General features: G+C 65.7%; 16 protein-coding genes. 9 read left to right on the forward strand and 7 right to left on the reverse strand.

Annotated features, from left to right (window positions below; all coding sequences use genetic code 11):
- From gspG to ACIOVF_RS11395, 6 genes are read right to left on the reverse strand one after another with little or no spacing between them, the layout of a single operon-like run.
- Positions 1 to 435, reverse strand: coding sequence for a type II secretion system major pseudopilin GspG (gspG, locus tag ACIOVF_RS11370; protein WP_093386906.1), 435 nt, complete (start codon positions 433 to 435; stop codon positions 1 to 3).
- Positions 436 to 449: 14 nt separating this feature from the next.
- Entirely contained in the window at positions 450 to 1,652 is a 1,203-nt protein-coding gene (gspF, locus tag ACIOVF_RS11375; protein ID WP_401289485.1) for a type II secretion system inner membrane protein GspF, read from the reverse strand.
- 3 nt (positions 1,653 to 1,655) lie between these two features.
- Positions 1,656 to 3,104, reverse strand: coding sequence for a GspE/PulE family protein (locus ACIOVF_RS11380; RefSeq protein ID WP_401289963.1), 1,449 nt, complete (start codon positions 3,102 to 3,104; stop codon positions 1,656 to 1,658).
- 5 nt (positions 3,105 to 3,109) lie between these two features.
- Positions 3,110 to 5,062, reverse strand: coding sequence for a type II secretion system secretin GspD (gene gspD, locus ACIOVF_RS11385; protein WP_045196609.1), 1,953 nt, complete (start codon positions 5,060 to 5,062; stop codon positions 3,110 to 3,112).
- A 3-nt stretch (positions 5,063 to 5,065) separates the two neighbouring features.
- On the reverse strand, positions 5,066 to 5,491 hold the full coding sequence (locus ACIOVF_RS11390) for a pilus assembly protein PilZ (RefSeq protein WP_401289488.1): 426 nt from the start codon (positions 5,489 to 5,491) through the stop codon (positions 5,066 to 5,068).
- Positions 5,488 to 7,119 carry a lipoprotein UxpA gene (locus ACIOVF_RS11395; RefSeq protein ID WP_401289491.1) on the reverse strand — a complete coding sequence of 544 codons (1,632 nt, stop codon included), beginning with the start codon at positions 7,117 to 7,119 and terminating at the stop codon, positions 5,488 to 5,490. The genes ACIOVF_RS11390 and ACIOVF_RS11395 overlap by 4 nt, the downstream gene beginning before the upstream one ends.
- 237 nt (positions 7,120 to 7,356) lie before the next feature.
- Here ACIOVF_RS11395 and ACIOVF_RS11400 point away from each other — a divergent pair, with 237 nt between their 5' ends.
- Positions 7,357 to 9,405: a PhoX family phosphatase gene (locus tag ACIOVF_RS11400; protein WP_258596706.1), complete on the forward strand. Its 2,049-nt coding sequence runs from the start codon at positions 7,357 to 7,359 to the stop codon at positions 9,403 to 9,405.
- A 24-nt stretch (positions 9,406 to 9,429) separates the two neighbouring features.
- On the opposite strand, the gene gspK is transcribed toward ACIOVF_RS11400, so the two are convergent.
- Complete coding sequence (gene gspK, locus ACIOVF_RS11405) at positions 9,430 to 10,395, reverse strand: type II secretion system minor pseudopilin GspK (RefSeq protein WP_045196503.1); 966 nt, start codon at positions 10,393 to 10,395, stop codon at positions 9,430 to 9,432.
- A 143-nt stretch (positions 10,396 to 10,538) separates the two neighbouring features.
- Here gspK and tatA point away from each other — a divergent pair, with 143 nt between their 5' ends.
- From tatA to ptsP, 8 genes are all read left to right on the forward strand, one after another.
- Entirely contained in the window at positions 10,539 to 10,763 is a 225-nt protein-coding gene (tatA, locus tag ACIOVF_RS11410) for a twin-arginine translocase TatA/TatE family subunit (protein WP_213602274.1), read from the forward strand.
- Positions 10,763 to 11,041, forward strand: a complete 279-nt coding sequence (gene tatB / locus ACIOVF_RS11415) for a Sec-independent protein translocase protein TatB (protein WP_401289496.1) — start codon at positions 10,763 to 10,765, stop codon at positions 11,039 to 11,041. Before tatA ends, tatB begins: the two co-directional genes overlap by 1 nt.
- Positions 11,041 to 11,820: a twin-arginine translocase subunit TatC gene (gene tatC, locus ACIOVF_RS11420; RefSeq protein WP_401289499.1), complete on the forward strand. Its 780-nt coding sequence runs from the start codon at positions 11,041 to 11,043 to the stop codon at positions 11,818 to 11,820. Before tatB ends, tatC begins: the two co-directional genes overlap by 1 nt.
- A gap of 92 nt (positions 11,821 to 11,912) precedes the next feature.
- Positions 11,913 to 13,424 carry a Fic family protein gene (locus ACIOVF_RS11425; RefSeq protein WP_401289502.1) on the forward strand — a complete coding sequence of 504 codons (1,512 nt, stop codon included), beginning with the start codon at positions 11,913 to 11,915 and terminating at the stop codon, positions 13,422 to 13,424.
- An 80-nt stretch (positions 13,425 to 13,504) separates the two neighbouring features.
- The gene (locus ACIOVF_RS11430; RefSeq protein ID WP_123565693.1) at positions 13,505 to 14,236 is read left to right on the forward strand and encodes a GntR family transcriptional regulator; all 732 of its coding nucleotides are present in this window, start codon (positions 13,505 to 13,507) and stop codon (positions 14,234 to 14,236) included.
- Between the two features lie 10 nt (positions 14,237 to 14,246).
- A complete protein-coding gene (gene nagA, locus ACIOVF_RS11435) occupies positions 14,247 to 15,344 on the forward strand; it encodes an N-acetylglucosamine-6-phosphate deacetylase (RefSeq protein WP_401289505.1) in 1,098 nt (365 codons plus the stop codon).
- Positions 15,334 to 16,356, forward strand: coding sequence for an SIS domain-containing protein (locus tag ACIOVF_RS11440; protein ID WP_195885772.1), 1,023 nt, complete (start codon positions 15,334 to 15,336; stop codon positions 16,354 to 16,356). Before nagA ends, ACIOVF_RS11440 begins: the two co-directional genes overlap by 11 nt.
- Before the next feature lie 19 nt (positions 16,357 to 16,375).
- A complete protein-coding gene (gene ptsP, locus ACIOVF_RS11445) occupies positions 16,376 to 18,916 on the forward strand; it encodes a phosphoenolpyruvate--protein phosphotransferase (RefSeq protein WP_401289508.1) in 2,541 nt (846 codons plus the stop codon).
- Positions 18,917 to 18,923 lie beyond the last annotated feature (7 nt).

Raw genomic sequence — 18,923 nt, forward strand, 5'->3', positions numbered from 1 at the left:
TTAAAGGTTCCAGTTACCCAGGTCGGCATCGATACCTTCGCCGCCCTCGACGCCGTCGGCGCCCAACGAGTAGATATCGATGCGCCCGTGCTGGCCGGGGGCGCGGTACTGATAGGCAGTGCCCCAGGGGTCCTGCGGCAGGCGGCGGATGTAACCGTCGGCGCGCCAGGCGCGCGGCAGCGGCTCTGCCGTCGGTTTGCTGACCAGCGCCGCCAGGCCCTGCTCGGCCGAAGGGAAACGCAGGTTGTCGAGACGGTACATGTCCAGCGCCTGCTCCAGGGTCGACAGGTCGGCCATGACCTTCTGCTTCATGGCCTTGTCCTGGCTGCCGAGCACGCTCGGAGCGACCACGGCGATCAACAGGCCGATGATGAAGATCACCACCATGATTTCCATCAGGGTAAAACCGCGTTGACGCGTGCGTGGGCTGTGCATGGTCTTGCTCCTTTTCAAAGTGTCAGGCCCTGGTTGAGCTGCATGATCGGCAACAGCACGGCGAGGACGATGAACAGCACCACCGCGCCCATCACCAGGATCATCAGCGGCTCGAACAAGGCCATGGCGCTGTCGACCTGGCGGGCGAAGCCACGCTCCTGGTTGTCGGCGACCCGTTCGAGCATGTCTGGCAAGGTGCCGCTGGCTTCGCCACTGGCGACCATGTTCAGCAGCAACGGCGGGAAGTGCCCACTGGCATCCAGCGCCCGGTGCAGGCTGACCCCGCCCTGCACATCGCTGCTGACCCGTTGCAGGGCCAGGTGGATGCGCCGGTTGTTGACCGTGGCGGTAGCCACTTGCAGGGCTTCGAGCAGCGGTACGCCGCTGCCGCATAGAATCGCCAGGCTGCGCGACAGCCGCGCGCTCTCCAGCACCGCCAGCAAGTTGCCGATCCGCGGCAGGCGCAGCAGCAGGTCATCGCGGCGCAAACGCCAGTGCGGACGGCGCAACAGCCAGGCGCCGAGCACCGAAGCCAATACACCACCGAGCAGCAACCAGGGCCCGAGCAGCACCAGCAGGTCGCTGATACCGATCAGCAGCGAAGTGATCCACGGCAGGCTCTGCCCGGAGTGAGCGAACTGCTCGGTAAGCTTGGGCACCACGAAGGTCATCAGGCCAACCACCACCGCCAGCGATACCCCCATCAATACGCAGGGGTAGATCAGCGCCGTGCGCGCCTTGTGCTGCTGGCGTTGAACCTGTTCGAGGTGCTCGGCCAGACGCTCCAGCACTTGCGCCAGGCGCCCGGAACGCTCGCCGGCCTCGACCAGCGCGCAGTACAAGCCGGAGAACAGCCCGCCCTGGCGCGCCAGGCTGCGGGCCAGGCTCAGGCCTTCGGCGAGCGATCCGCGCACCGCCACCAGCAGGTTGCGCAGGGCCGGTTCCACCAGTTGCCGCTCCAGGGTCGCCAGGGCATCCACCAAGGGAATGCCGGCGCCGGTGAGGGTCGCCAGTTGCCGGGTCAGCTCGCACAACTGGGCGCGGTTGACCCGCTGGCGGCGCGGCTGTTGAGTGGCCGCATCGTGGCGTTGCAACTGCCGGGTGAACAGCCCTTGCTCACGCAACAACTGGCGGGCATGGCGCTCGCTGTCGGCCTGGATGCTGGCCTTGCGTGCCCGGCCGCTGAGGTCGACCGCTTGGTAACGAAAGGTCGGCATGGGTTAGCCCTGCACCGCGCGCAGCACTTCGGCGAGGCTGGTATCGCCGCGGCGCAGGCACTCGCTGGCCATGCCGGCAAGGCTCTGGCGGCGCCCGGCCAGATGCTCGTGCATGGCTACTTCACTGGCGCCGTCGTACAGCAGGGCGATCAGCCCGGCGTCCAGCTCGATGAATTCGTACAGACCGAGGCGGCCACGATAGCCGCTGCCCTGGCACTGCTCGCAACCGACGGCATGGAAGGTCTCGCTCAGCTCCGCCAGCTCCGGCCACAGCTGCCGCTCAGCCGCCTGCAAGGGTTGCGGCCGCGCACAGCTGCACAGGCGCCGCACCAGGCGCTGGGCCATGACCCCGCGCAGGCACGAGGCGATCAGGAACGGCTCGATACCCATGTCACGCAGGCGCGTCACCGCCCCCACGGCGCTGTTGGTGTGCAGGGTCGAGAGCACCAGGTGGCCGGTGAGGCTGGCTTGCACGGCGATCTGCGCGGTCTCGCGGTCGCGGATTTCGCCGAGCATGATCACGTCCGGGTCCTGGCGCAGGATCGCCCGCAGGCCGGTGGCGAAGGTCAGCCCGGCGCGGGGGTTGATGGCGGTCTGGCCGATGCCGGCGATGGCGTATTCGACCGGGTCTTCGACGGTAAGGATGTTGCGGCTGCCATCGTTGAGGCTATTGAGGCTGGCGTACAACGTGGTGGTCTTGCCCGAGCCGGTCGGCCCGGTGCTCAGGACGATACCGTTTGGCCGCGCCAGGCAGCCGCGCAGGCCCTGTTCCACCGCTGTAGGCATGCCGAGGTTGGCCAGCGCCAGCAGGCTGGCCTGCTTGTCGAGCACACGCATCACCACCCGCTCGCCGTGGATGCCGGGCAGGGTCGAGACCCGCACGTCCACCTCGCGCCCGGCTGCGCGCAGGGTGATGCGCCCATCCTGAGGCTGGCGTTTCTCGGCGATGTCCAGGCGGGCCATGACCTTGATCCGCGACACCAGCATCGCCGACAGTGCGCGCGGCGGGCGCAGCACTTCACGCAAGTGGCCGTCGATGCGCAAACGTACCACCAGGCTCTGCTCGAAGGTCTCGATATGAATGTCCGAGGCCTGCAGGCGCAAGGCCTGGGCAAACAGGCCGTTGATCAGGCGAATCACCGGCGCTTCGTCGTCGCTTTCGAGCAGGTCTTCGATGCGCGGCATTTCGCTCATCAGGCCGTCGAGGTCGACCTGCTCGCCGATGCCTTCGATCAGTGCGGCGGTGGCACCCTCGCCGGCCTGGTACAGCTGGCCCAGGCGGCTGTCGAAACTGGCGCTGTCGAGGTGGCAGACTTCATCAGGCTGGCCCTGCACGCGCAGCAGCTCCTGCAATTGATCGCTGTCGACATCGCTGCGCAGCCACAGGCTCCAGCCCGTCGCCAAAGGCGCCACGGCAAGGCCGGCCTGGCGGGCCAGGCGATAGGGCAACAGCTCCATCACCAGACACCCTCGTCGAGGCGCTGACGGCTGGCCGGAAAGGCCTGCAGAAGCTTGCCGTCATCGCTGATGGCCGGCAGCTTGAGGGCAGTGTCCTGCTGCAGGTTGCGGTATTTCTCGGTGCTCAGGCTGGCCAGGCTCGGGCCGTCGCGCAGGATCCGCGGGCGAATGAACACCATCAGGTTCTGCTTCACGCCCTGGTGGCCAGAGGAACTGAACAGCCGCCCCAGCCAGGGAATATCACCGAGCAACGGCACTTTCTGATTACTCGAGGTGACCTCGTCGCTGATCAGCCCGCCAAGGATCACCAGGCCGTTATCCTCGACCATGACCTTGGTCTTGATCTCGCGCTTGTTGGTGATCACATCGCTGGCCGAAGCGTTGTCGGCAATCGACGAGACCTCCTGGACAATGTCCAGGCGCACGGTGTTGTCGATGTTGATCTGCGGCTTGATGCGCAGCTTGACCCCGACTTCCTTGCGCTCGATGGTCTGGTACGGGTTGGTGTTGTCCTGGGTCACGGAGCCGGTGACGAAGGGCACTTCCTGGCCGACCAGGATCGACGCTTCGGCGTTGTCCAGGGTCAGCAGGGTTGGCGTCGACAACAGGTTGAAGCCGCTTTTGCTCTTCAGCGCATTGACCAGCACGGCGAAGTTGAAACCGCCGCCGAAGTTGCCAAAGCCTGCGGTCAGGCCGTTGGTGCCTGACAGCAGCTTGGCCAACGCGGCGTTGTCCTTGCCCGCTGCAGCCCCGGCGATGGCGGCGATGCTCGGGCCGCTGCTGCCGAAGTTGACCGTGCCGGCGCCGAACTTCTCATCGGCGAACAGCCACTGTACCCCCAGCTCTTCGGCGCGTGAATCCGAGACCTCGGCAATGATCGCCTCGACCACCACCTGCGCGCGGCGCACGTCCAGTTGCTCGACGATGTTGCGATACGCCGCCAGCTCGCTGTCGGGGCCGACCATGACCACGGCGTTGGTGCCTTCTTCATATTCCAGGCGAATCCCCGAGCTGCTTACCGGCATCGGCGCCTTGTCGTCCTTGCCGCCCTCGCCGTTGGCGGCTGGCAGGGTGTCCTGGCTGAGGCTGCGCAGCACCTTGACCACTTCGCTGGCATTGGCGTGGCGCAGGTAGATCACCTGGGTGTTGGAGCTGCGCAGGTTATCGCCGGGGCGGTCCAGTTGCGCCAGCAAGGCGCGCACCCGCTCGCGGCTGTCGGCACTGCCGCGCACCAACAGCGCATTGCTGCGTGGGTCGGCCACCACCTGGGCGCTGTCGGCGCCCTGCTCGCGGGCCAGCAACTGGCTGATCAACTTGCTGGTGTCGTTGGCGCTGGCATGCTGCAGCGGCATCACCTGCATCGGCTCGTCACTGACCTGGTCGAGCTGCAGCAGCAGGCTGTCGATGCGTTCCAGGTTGCTGCGCCAGTCGGTGATCACCAGCAGGTTGGCCGCAGGGTACGGGGTGATCACCCCGACCCGGGGATCGATCAGCGGCTTGAGGATGCCCAGCAATTGCTCGCTGGCGGCGTTGCGTACATTGAACACACGGGTGGCGACCCCGTCGCTGCCTTGCGCCGGTTTGCCCGCCGTCTCCACCGGTACCGGCTCAAGCCGCGCGGCCTGGTCGGGGACGATCTTGACGCTGCCGTTGGGCAGGTCGACGGCGGCGAAACCCTGGGCGCGCAACTGGGCCAGGAAGATGTCGTAGATCGCGTCGCTGTCATGGCGATCGACCGTGCGCACGGTGACCTTGCCCTTGACCCGTGGATCGACGATGAAGGTGGTGCCGGTAATTTGCGAGACGCTGTCGATGAACTCGCTGAGCTCGGTGTCGACGAAATTGACTTCGTATAACGGCGTCTCGTTGTCATCCAGCGCCACCGGCTCTTCGGCCCAGGCCAGGTTGAGGCCCAGGATCAGCACGCTGGCCAGGCAGAGTCTTGCGATCATCATTCATCCTTGGCGCTTGAAGCCGGTCACGGCAGGCCGTGGCGGCCAGGGCAGGCGTTCGCGCCGCCCCTGGTTGTCGAAAATCAGGCCCTGGTCATCGATGCTCTCCAGCACGATGCCCGGCGCCAGGCGCTGGCCACGGCGCATGCTGCGCGTGGCCTGGCCGTAACGCAGCACCACCACCGTGGCGCTGAGCGGCACGGCCCGCAAGCCGCCCAGGTACACCAGCGGTAAACGGGTCAGCGGCACCTCACCGCTGTCGGCCTGGGCCTGCCAATGGCCGACCATCAGGCCCGGTAAAGGCGTTGCTTGCTGGACGTCAGCCACCGCCGGCAGCGGCGTGCGGCTGAGCTGCAAAACACACTGGGCGGCAAGCCAGGCGGCCAGGGTCAGCAGCGCGCCGCTGAACAGGCGCGAGGCGCGGATCACGCGCTCAACTCACGGGGATGCCAACCGGGATGGCCCTGGACATAGCGCAGCTGCGGCAATTGCAACGCTGGCAATTGCCAGTCGGTCGGCTGCTGCGCCAGCCAGGCCTCGACCCGTTGCCACAGCGGCTCGCCACTGCTGGAGGCGTACTGCAGGCCGAAGGTGCGGCACTGCCCCTGGGTTTCGCTGAAGCCCGAGACGCGCTTGCCGCTCGGGCTGTAGCTCAACTGCCAGGGCTGGCCCAGCCAGCGCGGCAGGTCCTGGCTGTTGTCGAGCAATAGCGGGTCACCGAACAACTGCTCGGCGGCGTTTTCCAGCACCTGCTCGACTTGCCGCGCAGGCGCCTCGACCACCGGCGCCGGGTAGCTGCCGGTCAGGCTGATCAGGTGTTCGCGGGTGATGGCCTGGCCGGCAGCCAGGGGGCTGTCGTAGCGCAGGCCCGGGAGCAACACCGGGTAGCCGCTGTCGGCGGCCAGGGCCAGGTGCAGCAGGCGGTCCCAACTGCCACCGCGGGTATCACGGCGCCACAGTGCCTGCGGTGCGCGCGCCAGGGGTTGATCGAGCCAGGCGGCGTGACCGGCGCGTTGCTGCGCCAGCACACCACGGATCTGCGCGGCGCGGGCCTGGGCGCCAGGGGTAAGGCTGCTTTCGAAGGCCGGATGAAAATGCGCGCTGAATTGCCATTGCCCAGCGCTTCGCTGGCAGCGCACCTGGAAGGCGCCGCAAGCGCGATTGCCAGCGAACAGCACCGGCACGCGCTTGCCGCTGGCTTGCAGCACGGTCACAGGCTCAGGCCAGAAGTCCTGGCCACGGGCGCATAGCAGCAGGTCGGCATCGCTCAGGCGTTCGGCCAGCCACAGGCCGGGGCCGGTGCCGACATCGGCCAGGGCGATCACCAGGTCTGCCTGCCCGCGGGCTTGTTCGAAGGCCGGCAGCAGCGACTGGTACCACTGCTTGAGCGAGGCTTTCTGGTCCTGGGCATAGGGGTCGGTGATGCCGACCACGGCGACCCGCACACCACCACGGCGAAACACTGTAAAGGCTGCAGCACCCAGCGCGGTGGCCTGCTCCGCAGCCAGGCCAGCGCCCAGCACGGGCTTGCCATATTGCCGATAAAGGCCGGTGCAACGCTGCGGCCACAGCACTCGCTCATCGCTGCTGACCCGCACGTCGCTGGCCAGCAACTGGCTGCCTTCAACACCGCTACCGCCCTGGGTCAGGTAGGCCAGGCCGCTGCCATTCCAGCCCTGACCGTTCTCCAGGGTCAGGCAGTTGTCAGCCCCGGCGCCTTGGCGCAGTTGCTCGAGCAAGGCCGCCAGCACCGCGTAGCCGCCGGTGCGCACACCATCGGCGAGGCTGGCGTCGAGCAGCGGGTTGAGTTCGGCGCGGGCCTGGCGGGCGCTGGCGCCGGTCATCCAGGGCGCCTGGCCGAGGTGGGTGACCGGCCCCAGGCGCGTGGCCGGGACCACCGGTTTACCGGCCTGGCGGGCATCGAGGGTGTCAGCGAAATACAGCACATCGAGCGCCGCGTCGTTGCCGGCCGACGTCCCGCCCAGGCCCGCGCAGGCCGTGAGCAGCGGCGCCGCAGCGCCAACGCCGATCCAGTTCAACACTTCCCGTCTGTGCATGTTCAGCCTGTCCCGTCGCCTTCGCGCTTGTTGGTTGTCGGGCCGGGATATTGGGGCGCCTGGATTACAGTTTGATGGCAGTTAATCGACAGCCAGGGCAAAACCTCAGGCAAATCAGGTGGTAACGATTTATTTCCTTCAACGCCTTTTAACAAAACTGCCAATCAATCATCACACTTGCTCACTAAAGTCCCGGTTTCTTTCACGCCGCATCATTGAACAAAAGGAACTGAACTGATGAGTCGAGACACCGGCGACAACCTGAACCGCAACCAGAGTGGCAACCTGCCCATGGACAGCGTTCTGGAGTCTTACCTGAGCCGCCGCAGCGTGGTACGCGGTGGCCTGGGCGCCGCGATCGCGATGATTGCCGGGACTGGCCTGACGGGCTGCTTCGACAGCAGCGACTCGGATGACGATGAACCCGTAGTCGAGCCGCCAACCCCGCCGAAACTGAAGCTCGGCTTCACTTCAATCCCAGGCTCGCGCACCGACGCCTGCGTGGTCGCCGCCGGCTACACTGCTTACGTCCTGGCGCCCTGGGGCACGCCGCTGAACAGCAGCGCCAACCCGTGGAAAGCCGACGGTAGCAACACCGCCGCCGACCAGGCCAACTCGGTGGGCATGCACCATGACGGCATGCACTTCTTCCCCATCAACGGCAGCTCCGAAGACGGCCTGCTGGCGATCAACCACGAATACATCGACGCCGACGCCTTGCACCCCAACGGCCCAACCAGCGACAGCAGCGGCAAGCGTCCGGTCGAGGAAGTGCGCAAGGAAATCAACGCCCATGGCGCCGGTGTGATCCGCCTGAAGAAAGTCAGCGGCCGCTGGCAGGTGGTCGACAACGACCCGCTCAACCGCCGCTTCACCACCGCCACGGTGATGAACATCGCAGGCCCCCTGCGCGGCAGCGAGCACGTCAAGACGCGCTTCTCAAAAAACGGCACCCAGGCCCGCGGCACCAACAACAACTGCGGCAACGGCTACACCCCTTGGGGCACCTACCTGACCTGCGAAGAGAACTGGCCGGGGATTTTCGTCAACACCAGCGCCACCCTGCCGGCCGACCAGAAGCGCATTGGCGTCGGCACCAAGGCCGGTAACTACAAGTGGGAAAGCGTCGCCGGTGACCCAAGCGAAGTGGACGGTGAATTCAGCCGCTTCAACGTCACCCCGAGCGGCGCCAGCGCCACCGAGGACTTCCGTAACGAAGCCAGCACCTACGGCTACATCGTCGAGATCGACCCGTACACGGCCAATACCCTTGCGGTAAAACGCACCGCGCTCGGGCGCTTCCGCCACGAGGGCTGCTGCCCGGGGCTGCCGGTGGTGGGCAAGCCGCTGGTCTGGTACATGGGCGACGACTCCAACAACGAGTACCTGTACAAATTCGTCTCCAGCGCGCTGTGGGAAGCGGCCGATGCCAACCCGGCCGACCGCCTGGCCACCGGCAACAAGTACATGGACCAGGGCAAGCTGTACGTCGCCCGCTTCAACGCCGACGGCTCGGGCGTGTGGCTGCTGCTCGACGTCAACACCCCGACCAGCAGCGGCAAGACCCTGGGCTCGATCTACGGCGACTTGCCGGGGATCATCCTCAACACCCGCGGCGCTGCCGACGCCCTCGGCGCGACGCCGATGGACCGCCCGGAATGGACCACGGTCAACCCGCTCAATGGCGACGTGTACCTGACCCTGACCAACAACAGCGCACGCACCGCGGCCAAGGTCGATGCCGCCAACCCGCGCGGGCCGAACCGCCACGGCCATATCATCCGCTGGCACGACAGCGACGATCAGTTGAGCTTCAGCTGGGATATCTTCGTGTTTGGCGCCAACGCCGCCGGCACTGCCGACATCAACCGCTCGGGCCTGACCGAACTCAACCAGTTCGCCAGCCCCGACGGCATGAGCTTCGATAGCCGCGGCATCCTCTGGTTCCAGACCGACAACGGTGAAAAAACCCTGACCGACTACACCAACGACCAGATGCTGGCGGTGATCCCCACCGACCTGGTCGACGCTGCGGGCAAGCAGGTGCCGGTCAACGCCAAGAACCAGGTCGACCTGCGCCGCTTCTTCGTCGGCCCCAACGGCTGCGAAGTCACCGGCATTGCCTTCACCCCCGACAACAAGTCGATCTTCGTCAACATCCAGCACCCGGACAACTGGCCGTCTACCGACGTCGCCACTGCCGTTACCCCGGCCGGCACCAAGGTGCGGCCACGGGCCTCGACCGTGGTGATCCAGCGTGCCGATGGCGGTGAAATCGGCGTGTAACCCAAGCAACGCTCGGCGCAGCCCTTACCAGGGTTGCGGCGAGCGGCTGATCACCTGCACCTGCTGGACCGGCACCAGCGCGTGCCACTGCACGATCCCGCGTGCGCGCAGTTGAAACTCGCTGCGCATCTTCTGCCCGTCCTGTTCGAATTCCAGCTGCAAGGCAAAGTCACCGCTGTTGAGCAGCAAGCCTTCGCTCAACCGTGCGAATGTTGCGTCGTCCATCGCCCCCAGTGCCTGGCGCAACGCACCCGCATCGTGATAACCGCCAGCAGGCCGGCCGGTGATGATCCGGGTCAGCAGCGAACGTGACACCTCCCCTTCGTACAGCGCTTCAAGCAATGGCAACTGCTCCAGGCTCAAGGCATTGGCGTTCAGCCGCCAGCCGCTGGTCTGCGGCAGCGCGCACAACTGTGGATAGCGTTGCTGGCGGCTGGCATCGGGCTCAAGCAGCAGGTTCAGCTCACTCATGTCGACCATCATCTGGTTGGCCGCCAGGCGCGCAGGTGACTGGCGCAGGTACTGGTCGCTGTCGGCGCCGCTGAGCCGGGCCTGGCCGTCGCTGTCAATCCAGTCGGCCAGGGCATCGGTCAAGCGTTGCGCGGCCATGTCATCGCCCAGCAGGTAACGCAACTGCCGCGCGGCCCGTTCGCTCTCCTCGCCAATCAGCGCGTTGACGTTGAAACAGCTGTGCAGGTCGCGGATGCGCAAGGCCGCCGAGCCGCCGGCAAAGGCATAAGACAGCGGCTGCCCGCGCAGCGCCTGCCAGAACAGCGGGCTGGCGCGCCAGGCCGGGTCTTTCAGGGCCTGCTCGGCAAAGGCCAGGCCGGCGGTTTCCATGGCCCTGGCCTGCACCCGTTGCTGCACCAGGCGCACGCTGTCGATCTGCTGGCGACCGTCCTGCACCAGCCAGGTCAGGCCGCCTGCGAGCATCGCCAGCACCACCAGCACCATCAACAGCGCCGCTCCTTGTTGCCGCTTCGCACCCATGAACTGCACATCCCTAGCCAATGAGCCGTCAGTCAACACAACGGATGTTGCAGGCACATGGCAAATACAGCTGCACGTCACTTTTGCGTCACAAAGCGCAGGCAGGATAAGGCCTTCTTTTTCATGAGCTTGGAGCATTTTTCATGGGTGGTATCGGGATCTGGCAGTTGCTTATCGTCTTGGTGATCGTGTTCATGCTGTTCGGCACCAAGCGCCTCAAGGGCCTGGGTGCGGATGTCGGCGAGGCGATCCAGGGCTTTCGCAAATCCATGGGCAACGGCCCGGCCACGGACGAAGCCGTAAGCCCGGTCAAACCCCAGGCGCCGCTGCAGGCCGACAGCGTGCAGCAAGCGGAACACCAGCGCTGATGTTCGAAGTCGGTTTTACCGAACTGCTGCTGGTGGCCATCGTCGCCCTGCTGGTGCTTGGCCCCGAGCGCCTGCCGGCGGCGGCGCGCACCCTGGGCCGCGGCCTGGGCCAGGCCAAGCGCGCCATGGCCTCGATCAAGGCCCAGGTCGAGCGCGAACTGGACACCCAGGCCCTGAGCCAGGAACTCGATGCCCTGCCCTTGCAGCGCCTTGAACAGGACCTGCGCCGCGGCGTCAGCCTGCAGCCGGACCACAGCCCAACCAGCGGAAACTCCTGATGAACACAGCAAGCCAAGACCCCGGCATGCCGCTCACCGCTCACCTGCGCGAACTGCACAGGCGCCTGGTGCGCTGCCTGCTGGCCATCGCCGTGGTATTCCTCGGCCTGTTGCCGTTTGCCCAGACCCTGTACACCCAGGTCTCGGAACCGCTGCGCCGCTATCTGCCCGAAGGCGCGAGCATGATTGCCACCAGCGTCACCTCGCCGTTCCTCGCGCCGTTCAAACTGACCCTGATGGCGGCGCTGTTCGTCGCCATGCCGGTGCTGCTGCACCAGGCCTGGAGCTTCATTGCCCCGGCGATGTACCGCCAGGAACGGCGCATCGCCCTGCCGCTGCTGGTGTCGAGCATCGTGCTGTTCTACTCGGGCATGGCCTTCGCCTTCTTCGTGGTCTTTCCGATGATGTTCGGCTTCTTTGCCAGCGTCACCCCGGATGGCGTGGCGATGATGACCGACATCGGCCTGTACCTGGACTTCATTCTTGCCCTGTTCCTGGCCTTTGGCCTGGCGTTCGAAATCCCGGTGGCGACCTTCATCATCGTCTGGGCCGGGGTCACCGACGTCGGTACCCTGCGCAAAAGTCGCCCTTACGTGATCGTCGGCTGCTTCGTCGTCGGCATGCTCCTGACTCCGCCGGACGTGTTTTCGCAAACCCTGCTGGCGGTGCCGATGTGGATCTTGTTTGAGGTCGGTTTGCTGGCCTGTGCGGCGGTCGAGCGCAAAGAACAGCGCACAATGCCAGTCAGCCTTCAGGCCTCAAATGAGCCTGGCAACTAAAGAAAAAATCGGCATACTCGAGAAATCTGAAGATTTTCATGGGCCAGTGAAGAAAATCCTGGCCTTTGAAACCGAAAAACAGGATTTCCGGCATGCAAGCGGTTGGCTACGCCCATCTTCATCAGCAGCTTCAACTGACGGTAGTACCGCTGCAGCTACCGGCTGTCGTTCAGCCGGTTACGCGTATCCAGCAAATCGGTACCACCTTGGCCGTACCCGCCGCCATTGCGCCTGCGGCCAACGACTTGCTGGGTCATGCGCTGTTTGCCCTGAAGCACGAAGGGATCAACCTTGCGCTATTGGCCCAGGCGCTGCCGAAGATCCCCGCCGAAGCATTCGAAGATGCCCTGCGCTCAACACCCAACGGGATATACATCCGTAAGGCCTGCTATTTACGCGAGGCGTTCTCTGGCGAGTTGCTGAAGCAGCAAGCCCCGGTCCGTGGCCCTTTCGTGGACCTTTTCGATCCTGAACACTACATCACCAAGCCTGGGGAGCGAAGCTCCAGGTGGCGGGTCGAGTTCAATGGCCTCGGTTCACTGGCTTACTGCGCCACAGTCGAACGTACGCCGCACATCAAAGCCCTGCTCGACTACGACATTCCCGGACGAGCCAGGGCATTCATGCAGTCTCTGCCGCCCATCATGATGGACCGCGCAATCAACTGGGCGTACTTGCACGAAACCAAGGACTCTTTCGCCATCGAACGGGAAGCGCCCAGTGAAGACAAATCGCGCAAGTTCATACAGTTGCTGCGCCAGGCCCACGAACGCCAGCCGCTAACCGAGGACTATCTGGTCGCCTTGCAGAACGCCACGATCAGCAACCCGTATGACATGGCTGGCGCCTTCAGGCATGAACAGAACCATCTTGCCGGTGCCCTGCAAGGCGCTGCGGGTGTGACCTACGTTCCTCCCCCAGCGGAGCTCTGCCGGGAGCTGATGGAATCATTGATGCACTTTGCCAATGAAGATGCAGCCCGCACCGATCCACTGGTGGCAGCCGGGGTCATCTCCTTCGGCTTTGTCCTGCTCCATCCCTTCATGGATGGTAACGGTCGGCTTTCTCGCTTCCTGATCCATCAGACATTGTGCCGGGCCGGCGCTCTGGACAACGGCCTGTTGCTTCCCGTGTCGGTTGCCATGAAACGGAACGAGCGAGGATACCTGCAAGCTCTGCAAAGCTTCTCCCGACCCGTGAGGGATTTTTGGGATGTCCAGTGGATTGACTTCGGGCAGTTGAACTTCCAGTTCCGTGGTGATGCGGCCGTCTACCGTTACTGGGATGCAACGCCTTGCGTGGCCTTCACCCTGGAAATGGCCAAGCATGCGCTTGAAGTGGAACTGCGCGAAGAAACGACCTTCCTGGCCTGTTTCGATAGCGTTTACAAAGCCGTCGACGAGCAATTTGACGTGCGCGGCAGCGAGCTTTCGAATCTGGTCATGATGTGCCTGACCAATGGTGGTGTCGTGTCCAGGCACCGGCGTAAGCAGTTTCAATACACGGTTCCCGCCCACGTATTCGATTTTATCGAACAGGCGGCACGACAAGCCCTGGCTGACCAACAGTCTGAGGTTGAGTCGAATGATGACGACGCAAAATGAAACAGGCTGACAAGTGGTATTGACGTGGTATGCAAGTGGTATTAAATTTTTAATACCACTCGCCACCTGAAGCTACCGCCATGCCTCCGTTGACCGCCCTGCGCCCCGACGACACTCTGGCCACGCCCTTGTACCTTCAGTTGGCGCGCAACCTGGAACAGGCCATCCACGCCGGGCAATGGAAAGCCGAACAGGCATTGCCGTCGGAACGCAGCCTCAGCGAAGCCCTGGATATCTCCCGGGTGACTGCACGCAAGGCTCTGGAAGTACTGCTCGAACAAGGCCTGATCCGCCGTATCCAGGGCTCCGGTACCTTCATTACCCCGCGCCTGGAACAACCACTCTCGCGGCTGTCGAGCTTCAGCGAAATGCTCCGCATGAAGGGCTTCACGCCCAGTTCGCAGTGGCTGGAGCGTAGCGTCGATGCGCCGTCTGCCGATGAGCTGGTGCGCCTGGGCCTGTCGCCCAACGAACAGGTGGTGCACCTCAAGCGCCTGCGCAAGGCCGATGACATCGTCATGGCCGTCGAGTACAGCACCCTGCCCGCGCGCTTGCTGGGCAACCCCGAGGCTATCGGCGATTCGCTGTACCAGTACCTCGACCAGATCGGCAAGCCGGTGGTGCGCGCCCTGCAACATATTCGCGCAATCAACGCCAGCGCCGAGCTGGCGGCGCGGGTCGGCATCGAGCCCGGCACCGCCATGCTGCTGATGACCCGGGTCGGCTACCTCGACGACAACACCCCCATCGAACTGACCGACACCTACTGTCGCGACGATTACTACGACTTTGTCGCCGAGCTGCGACGCTAGCGGAGCCCCCATGAGCGAACACAACATACTCACCCCGACGGGCTGGGTACGCGGACGCCTGTCGCTGCGTGACGGCCGCGTCGCCGCCATCGACGGCCAGCCCTGCGACCCGCAGGGCAACGATCTGCCCTACCTGCTGCCCGGTTTCATCGACCTGCACGTGCATGGCGGCGGTGGCAGCGACATCATGGAGGGCGCCCAGGCGTTCGCCACCATTGCCCGCACCCACGTGCGCTTCGGCACCACCTCGTTGCTGGCCACCACCATGACCGCGCCGAAGGAAGAACTGACCCAGGTGCTCGGCGCCCTCGGCGAGTACGTTCGCCAACCGCGCAGCGACGGCGCGCGGGTGCTCGGTGTGCATCTGGAAGGCCCGTACATCAACCCCGGCAAGCTCGGCGCGCAGCCGAACTTCGCCCACCTGGGGCTGCTCGAAGAGGTCGACGCCTACCTGGCCCTGGCACCGATCAAGGTGATCACCATCGCCCCGGAAGTCGCCGGCCACCTGCCGTTGATCCGCACCTTGAGCGAGCGCGGCGTGCGCCTGCAGATCGGCCATACCCTGGGCAGCTACGAAGAAGGCGTGGCAGCCCTGGAAGCCGGCGCCACCAGCTTTACCCACCTGTACAACGCCATGAGCCCGCTGCACCACCGCGAGCCGGGCATCGTCGGCGCGGCCCTGGCCCATGCGCGCTTTGCCGAGCTGATTCCCGACCTGCTGCACGTGCACCCCGGCGCCATCCGCGTGGCCCTGCGCTCGATTCCTTGCCTGTACTGCGTGACCGATTCCACTGCCGCCGCGGGCATGCCCGATGGCGAGTACAAACTTGGCAGCCACACCGTGACCAAATGCCTGGGCGGCGTGCGCCTGGCCGACGGCACTCTCGCCGGCAGCACCCTGACCATGGACCAGGCCCTGCGCAACCTGGTGAAGATCGGCCTGCCCCTGGCCGAAGCCTCCCAGCGCCTGTCGCAGTTCCCCGCCGACTACCTCGGCCTGCAAGAGCGCGGGCGCCTGCAGCCCGGTAGCTGGGCCGACGCCGTGAGCCTGGATCGCAACCTCAACCTGATCGGCGTAATGGTCGAAGGAGAACACCTTGAGCTCTAAGATGCTTGCCGAGGCCCTGGCCGCGGCCAACGTTGTGCAGACCCAGTTGCAGCGCTGCGACGCGCGTATTGCCAGCGTCGCCGAACAGCTGCGCAGCCTCGCGCCGCAGGTTGCCCTGACGGTCGCCCGCGGCAGCTCGGACCACGCCGCCAGCTACTTTGCCTACCTGGCCATGCAGCAGCTTGGCCTGCCGGTGGCCTCGCTGCCGATGTCGGTGGTGACCCTGCAGAACTCGCCCCTGCAGGTGCGCGGCCAGGTGGCCCTGGGCTTTTCCCAGTCGGGCCAGAGCCCGGACCTGGTCGACAGCCTGCGCACCCTGCGCGAACGCGGCGCCACCACCCTGGCGCTGGTCAATGCCGAAGACTCGCCACTGGAACAGGCCTGCCAGTACCACCTGCCGCTGTGCGCTGGCCCCGAGTTGAGCGTTGCCGCGACCAAGAGCTTTATCGCCACCCTCAGCGCCAGCGCCCGCCTGGTCGCCCAGTGGCAGCAGGACCCGGCGCTGCTCGACGCCGGCCTGGCTCTACCCGGGCAACTGCGTGAAGCCGCCGAACAAGACTGGAGCCTGGCCATCGAGCAACTGCGCGACTGCCAGCGGCTGATGGTCATCGGCCGTGGCGCCGGCTTTGCCATCGCCCAGGAAGCGGCGCTCAAGTTCAAGGAAACCTCGGCGATCCAGGCCGAAGCCTTCAGCAGCGCCGAGGTGCGTCATGGCCCGATGGCGCTGATCGATGCCCATTACCCGTTGCTGGTATTGGCGCCTCGTGGCGTCGAGCAGGCCGGCCTGTTGCAGTTGGCCGAAGACATGCGCCAGCGTGGCGCCAAGGTGCTGCTGGCGGCGCCGGCGGACATCCCCCAGCGCAACCTGACCTTAAGCTGCGCCGCCCACCCGGGCCTCGATCCGCTGCTGGCGATCATGAGCTTCTATGTCATGGCCGCAGGCCTGGCCGAGGCGCGTGGCATGGACCCGGATCAGCCCCGTCACTTGAGCAAAGTGACCCGAACTCACTGAGGCACCGAGGACCTTGCGCATGCCCAACAACAAGAACATCACCCTCCATGCCCCCCTCGAAGGCCCGCTATTGCCGCTCGACCAGGTGCCCGACCCGGTGTTCGCTGGCGGCACCCTGGGCAACGGCATCGCCATCGACCCGCTCAACGACTGCCTGCAGGCGCCTTGCGCCGGCACCGTCATCCACCTGGCGAAAACCCTGCACGCCCTGACCCTGCGCGCCGACAACGGCGCCGAGGTCCTCATGCACATCGGCCTGGATACCGTGCAGCTGCAGGGCCGCGGCTTCGAAGCACTGGTGGCCAACGGCGAACGGGTCGAACGTGGCCAGCCGCTGATCCGCTTTGACCTCGACCTGGTGGCGCAACACTGCACCAGCCTGATCACGGTGATGATCCTCAGCAACAGCAGCGACTACCGCTTGCTGCCGCGCACCACTCGCTCGGTGGCATTGGGTGCACCGCTGCTGGATGTCATCCCCACTGCCAGCGCCACTGAAGGCAAAGCAGCCAGCAACGGCGAAACCGTGCGCGGTAGCGCCAGGGTCGCTCATCACGGCGGCTTGCACGCGCGCCCTGCGGCCTTGCTGCGCCATACAGCCCAGGGCTTTGGCAGCCGCGCCGAGCTGCACTTCAACGGCCAGGTCGCCGCGCTCAACAGCCTGGTGGCGATCATGGGCCTGGGTGTCGGCGAGCAGGATGAAGTTGAAATTGTTTGCAGCGGTGCCGACAGTGCGCAGGCGCTGCAGGCACTATTGGCAGCAGTCACCACCGCGAGCGTCGGCGAACAGCATGCCGCCCCTGCCATCAGTGCTCAGGCCACACCCGTCGCCAACCTGCAGCCCGGCATCCTCAACGGTGTCTGCGCATCGCCGGGCCTGGCCTTCGGCCCGCTGGCGCGTCTGGACGGGATACGCCTGCCACCAGACCCCGGTGGCCATACACCCGCTGCGCAGCACCAGGCCCTGGACGCCGCACTGGTGAGCGTCAAGGCCGCCATTGAAGGCGACTTGCAGCACCTGCAACAAGGTGATGCGGCGGCCATTTTCGAAGCACACCTGGCACTGCTCGACGATCCGTCGCTGATTGACGCAGCACGTCAGCGCATCGACCAGGGCATTGCCGCCAGCCACTCCTGGAGTCAGGCCATCGATGCCCAGTGCGCGATTCTCAAGGCCCTCGACAAACCGCTACTGGCCGAGCGCGCCAATGACCTGCAGGATTTGCAGCAACGGGTATTGCGCGCCCTGCTCGGCGAAACCCGCGAACTCGAACTGCCGCCGTCGGCAATTGTCGCCGCCCATGAACTGACGCCCTCGGACCTGCTGCTGCTCGACAAGCACGCGGTGGCCGGGCTGTGCATGGTCGCCGGGGGCGCCACTTCGCACGTAGCCATCCTCGCCCGCGCCCGTGGCCTGCCGTGCCTGGTTGCCCTGGGCCCGGAGCTGTTGAACCTGCAGGCCGGCCAGGTACTGGTGGTGGACGGCGAGCAGGCCCGGCTGGAAACCGCGCCAGACGCCGAACGCCTGGCCGAAGTTGCGCAGCTTCGCCAGCAACAGCAGCAACGCCGCCAACAGCAACAAGCCGCCGCCCAGGGCAGCGCCCAGACCCGTGACGGGCGCCTGATCGAAGTCGCCGCCAATGTCGCCTCGGCGGCCGAAGCTGCCCAGGCCCTGACTCTTGGCGCCGACGGCGTCGGCCTGTTGCGCACCGAATTCCTCTTCGTCGACCGCCACACCGCCCCGGATGAACAAGAGCAACTCAGCGCCTACCAGGCAGTACTGGATGCCATGGGCGATCGCCCGGTGATCATCCGTACCATCGATGTCGGCGGCGACAAGCAACTGGACTACCTGCCCCTGCCCCACGAGGCCAACCCGGTACTCGGCCTGCGCGGCATTCGCCTGGGCCAAGTGCGCCCCGAGCTGCTCGACCTGCAATTGCGTGCCCTGCTGCAGGTCAGCCCGCAGCGCCGCTGCCGGATCATGCTGCCGATGGTCAGCGAGGTCGATGAACTGCTGGATATCCGCCAGCGCCTGGACCGCCTGGCCACCGAGCTGGGTATTCACCAGCGCGCCGAACTTGGGGTGATGATCGAAGTCCCGGCCGCCGCCCTGCTCGCCGAGCGCCTGGCCGAACACGCCGATTTTTTCTCGATCGGTACCAACGACCTGTCCCAGTACACCCTGGCCATGGACCGTGACCACGCGGGTCTGGCCGCCCGCGTCGACGCCCTGCACCCGGCGCTGCTGCGCCTGATCGACCTGACCTGCCAGGGCGCCGCCCGCCATGGCCGCTGGGTCGGGGTGTGCGGCGCGCTGGCCTCGGAGCCGCTGGCCACCGCAGTGCTGGTTGGCCTCGGGGTCAGCGAGCTGTCGGTCAGCGCTCCGCAAGTCGGCGAGATCAAGGAGCGCGTTCGCCAGCTCGACAGCAGTGAATGCCGCACCTTCAGCCAGCAGCTGCTGGGCTTGTCCAGCGCCCGCGCCGTGCGCCAGGCCTGCCGCGATTTCGCCGCACGCCCGCTACACCACCGCCACTCCCCACTCAGCACAGAACAATAACCGGAGC

This window comes from Pseudomonas sp. NPDC087612, assembly GCF_044743505.1.
GTDB lineage: Bacteria > Pseudomonadota > Gammaproteobacteria > Pseudomonadales > Pseudomonadaceae > Aquipseudomonas.

Bases quoted from the DNA above. Each gene is read 5' to 3' on its own strand.
- gspG (WP_093386906.1), bottom strand. From the start codon at position 435: ATGCACAGCCCACGCACGCGTCAACGCGGTTTTACCCTGATGGAAATC.
- gspF (WP_401289485.1), bottom strand. From the start codon at position 1,652: ATGCCGACCTTTCGTTACCAAGCGGTCGACCTCAGCGGCCGGGCACGC.
- gspD (WP_045196609.1), bottom strand. From the start codon at position 5,062: ATGATCGCAAGACTCTGCCTGGCCAGCGTGCTGATCCTGGGCCTCAAC.
- ACIOVF_RS11395 (WP_401289491.1), bottom strand. From the start codon at position 7,119: ATGCACAGACGGGAAGTGTTGAACTGGATCGGCGTTGGCGCTGCGGCG.
- ACIOVF_RS11400 (WP_258596706.1), top strand. From the start codon at position 7,357: ATGAGTCGAGACACCGGCGACAACCTGAACCGCAACCAGAGTGGCAAC.
- gspK (WP_045196503.1), bottom strand. From the start codon at position 10,395: ATGGGTGCGAAGCGGCAACAAGGAGCGGCGCTGTTGATGGTGCTGGTG.
- tatA (WP_213602274.1), top strand. From the start codon at position 10,539: ATGGGTGGTATCGGGATCTGGCAGTTGCTTATCGTCTTGGTGATCGTG.
- tatB (WP_401289496.1), top strand. From the start codon at position 10,763: ATGTTCGAAGTCGGTTTTACCGAACTGCTGCTGGTGGCCATCGTCGCC.
- tatC (WP_401289499.1), top strand. From the start codon at position 11,041: ATGAACACAGCAAGCCAAGACCCCGGCATGCCGCTCACCGCTCACCTG.
- ACIOVF_RS11425 (WP_401289502.1), top strand. From the start codon at position 11,913: ATGCAAGCGGTTGGCTACGCCCATCTTCATCAGCAGCTTCAACTGACG.
- ACIOVF_RS11430 (WP_123565693.1), top strand. From the start codon at position 13,505: ATGCCTCCGTTGACCGCCCTGCGCCCCGACGACACTCTGGCCACGCCC.
- nagA (WP_401289505.1), top strand. From the start codon at position 14,247: ATGAGCGAACACAACATACTCACCCCGACGGGCTGGGTACGCGGACGC.
- ptsP (WP_401289508.1), top strand. From the start codon at position 16,376: ATGCCCAACAACAAGAACATCACCCTCCATGCCCCCCTCGAAGGCCCG.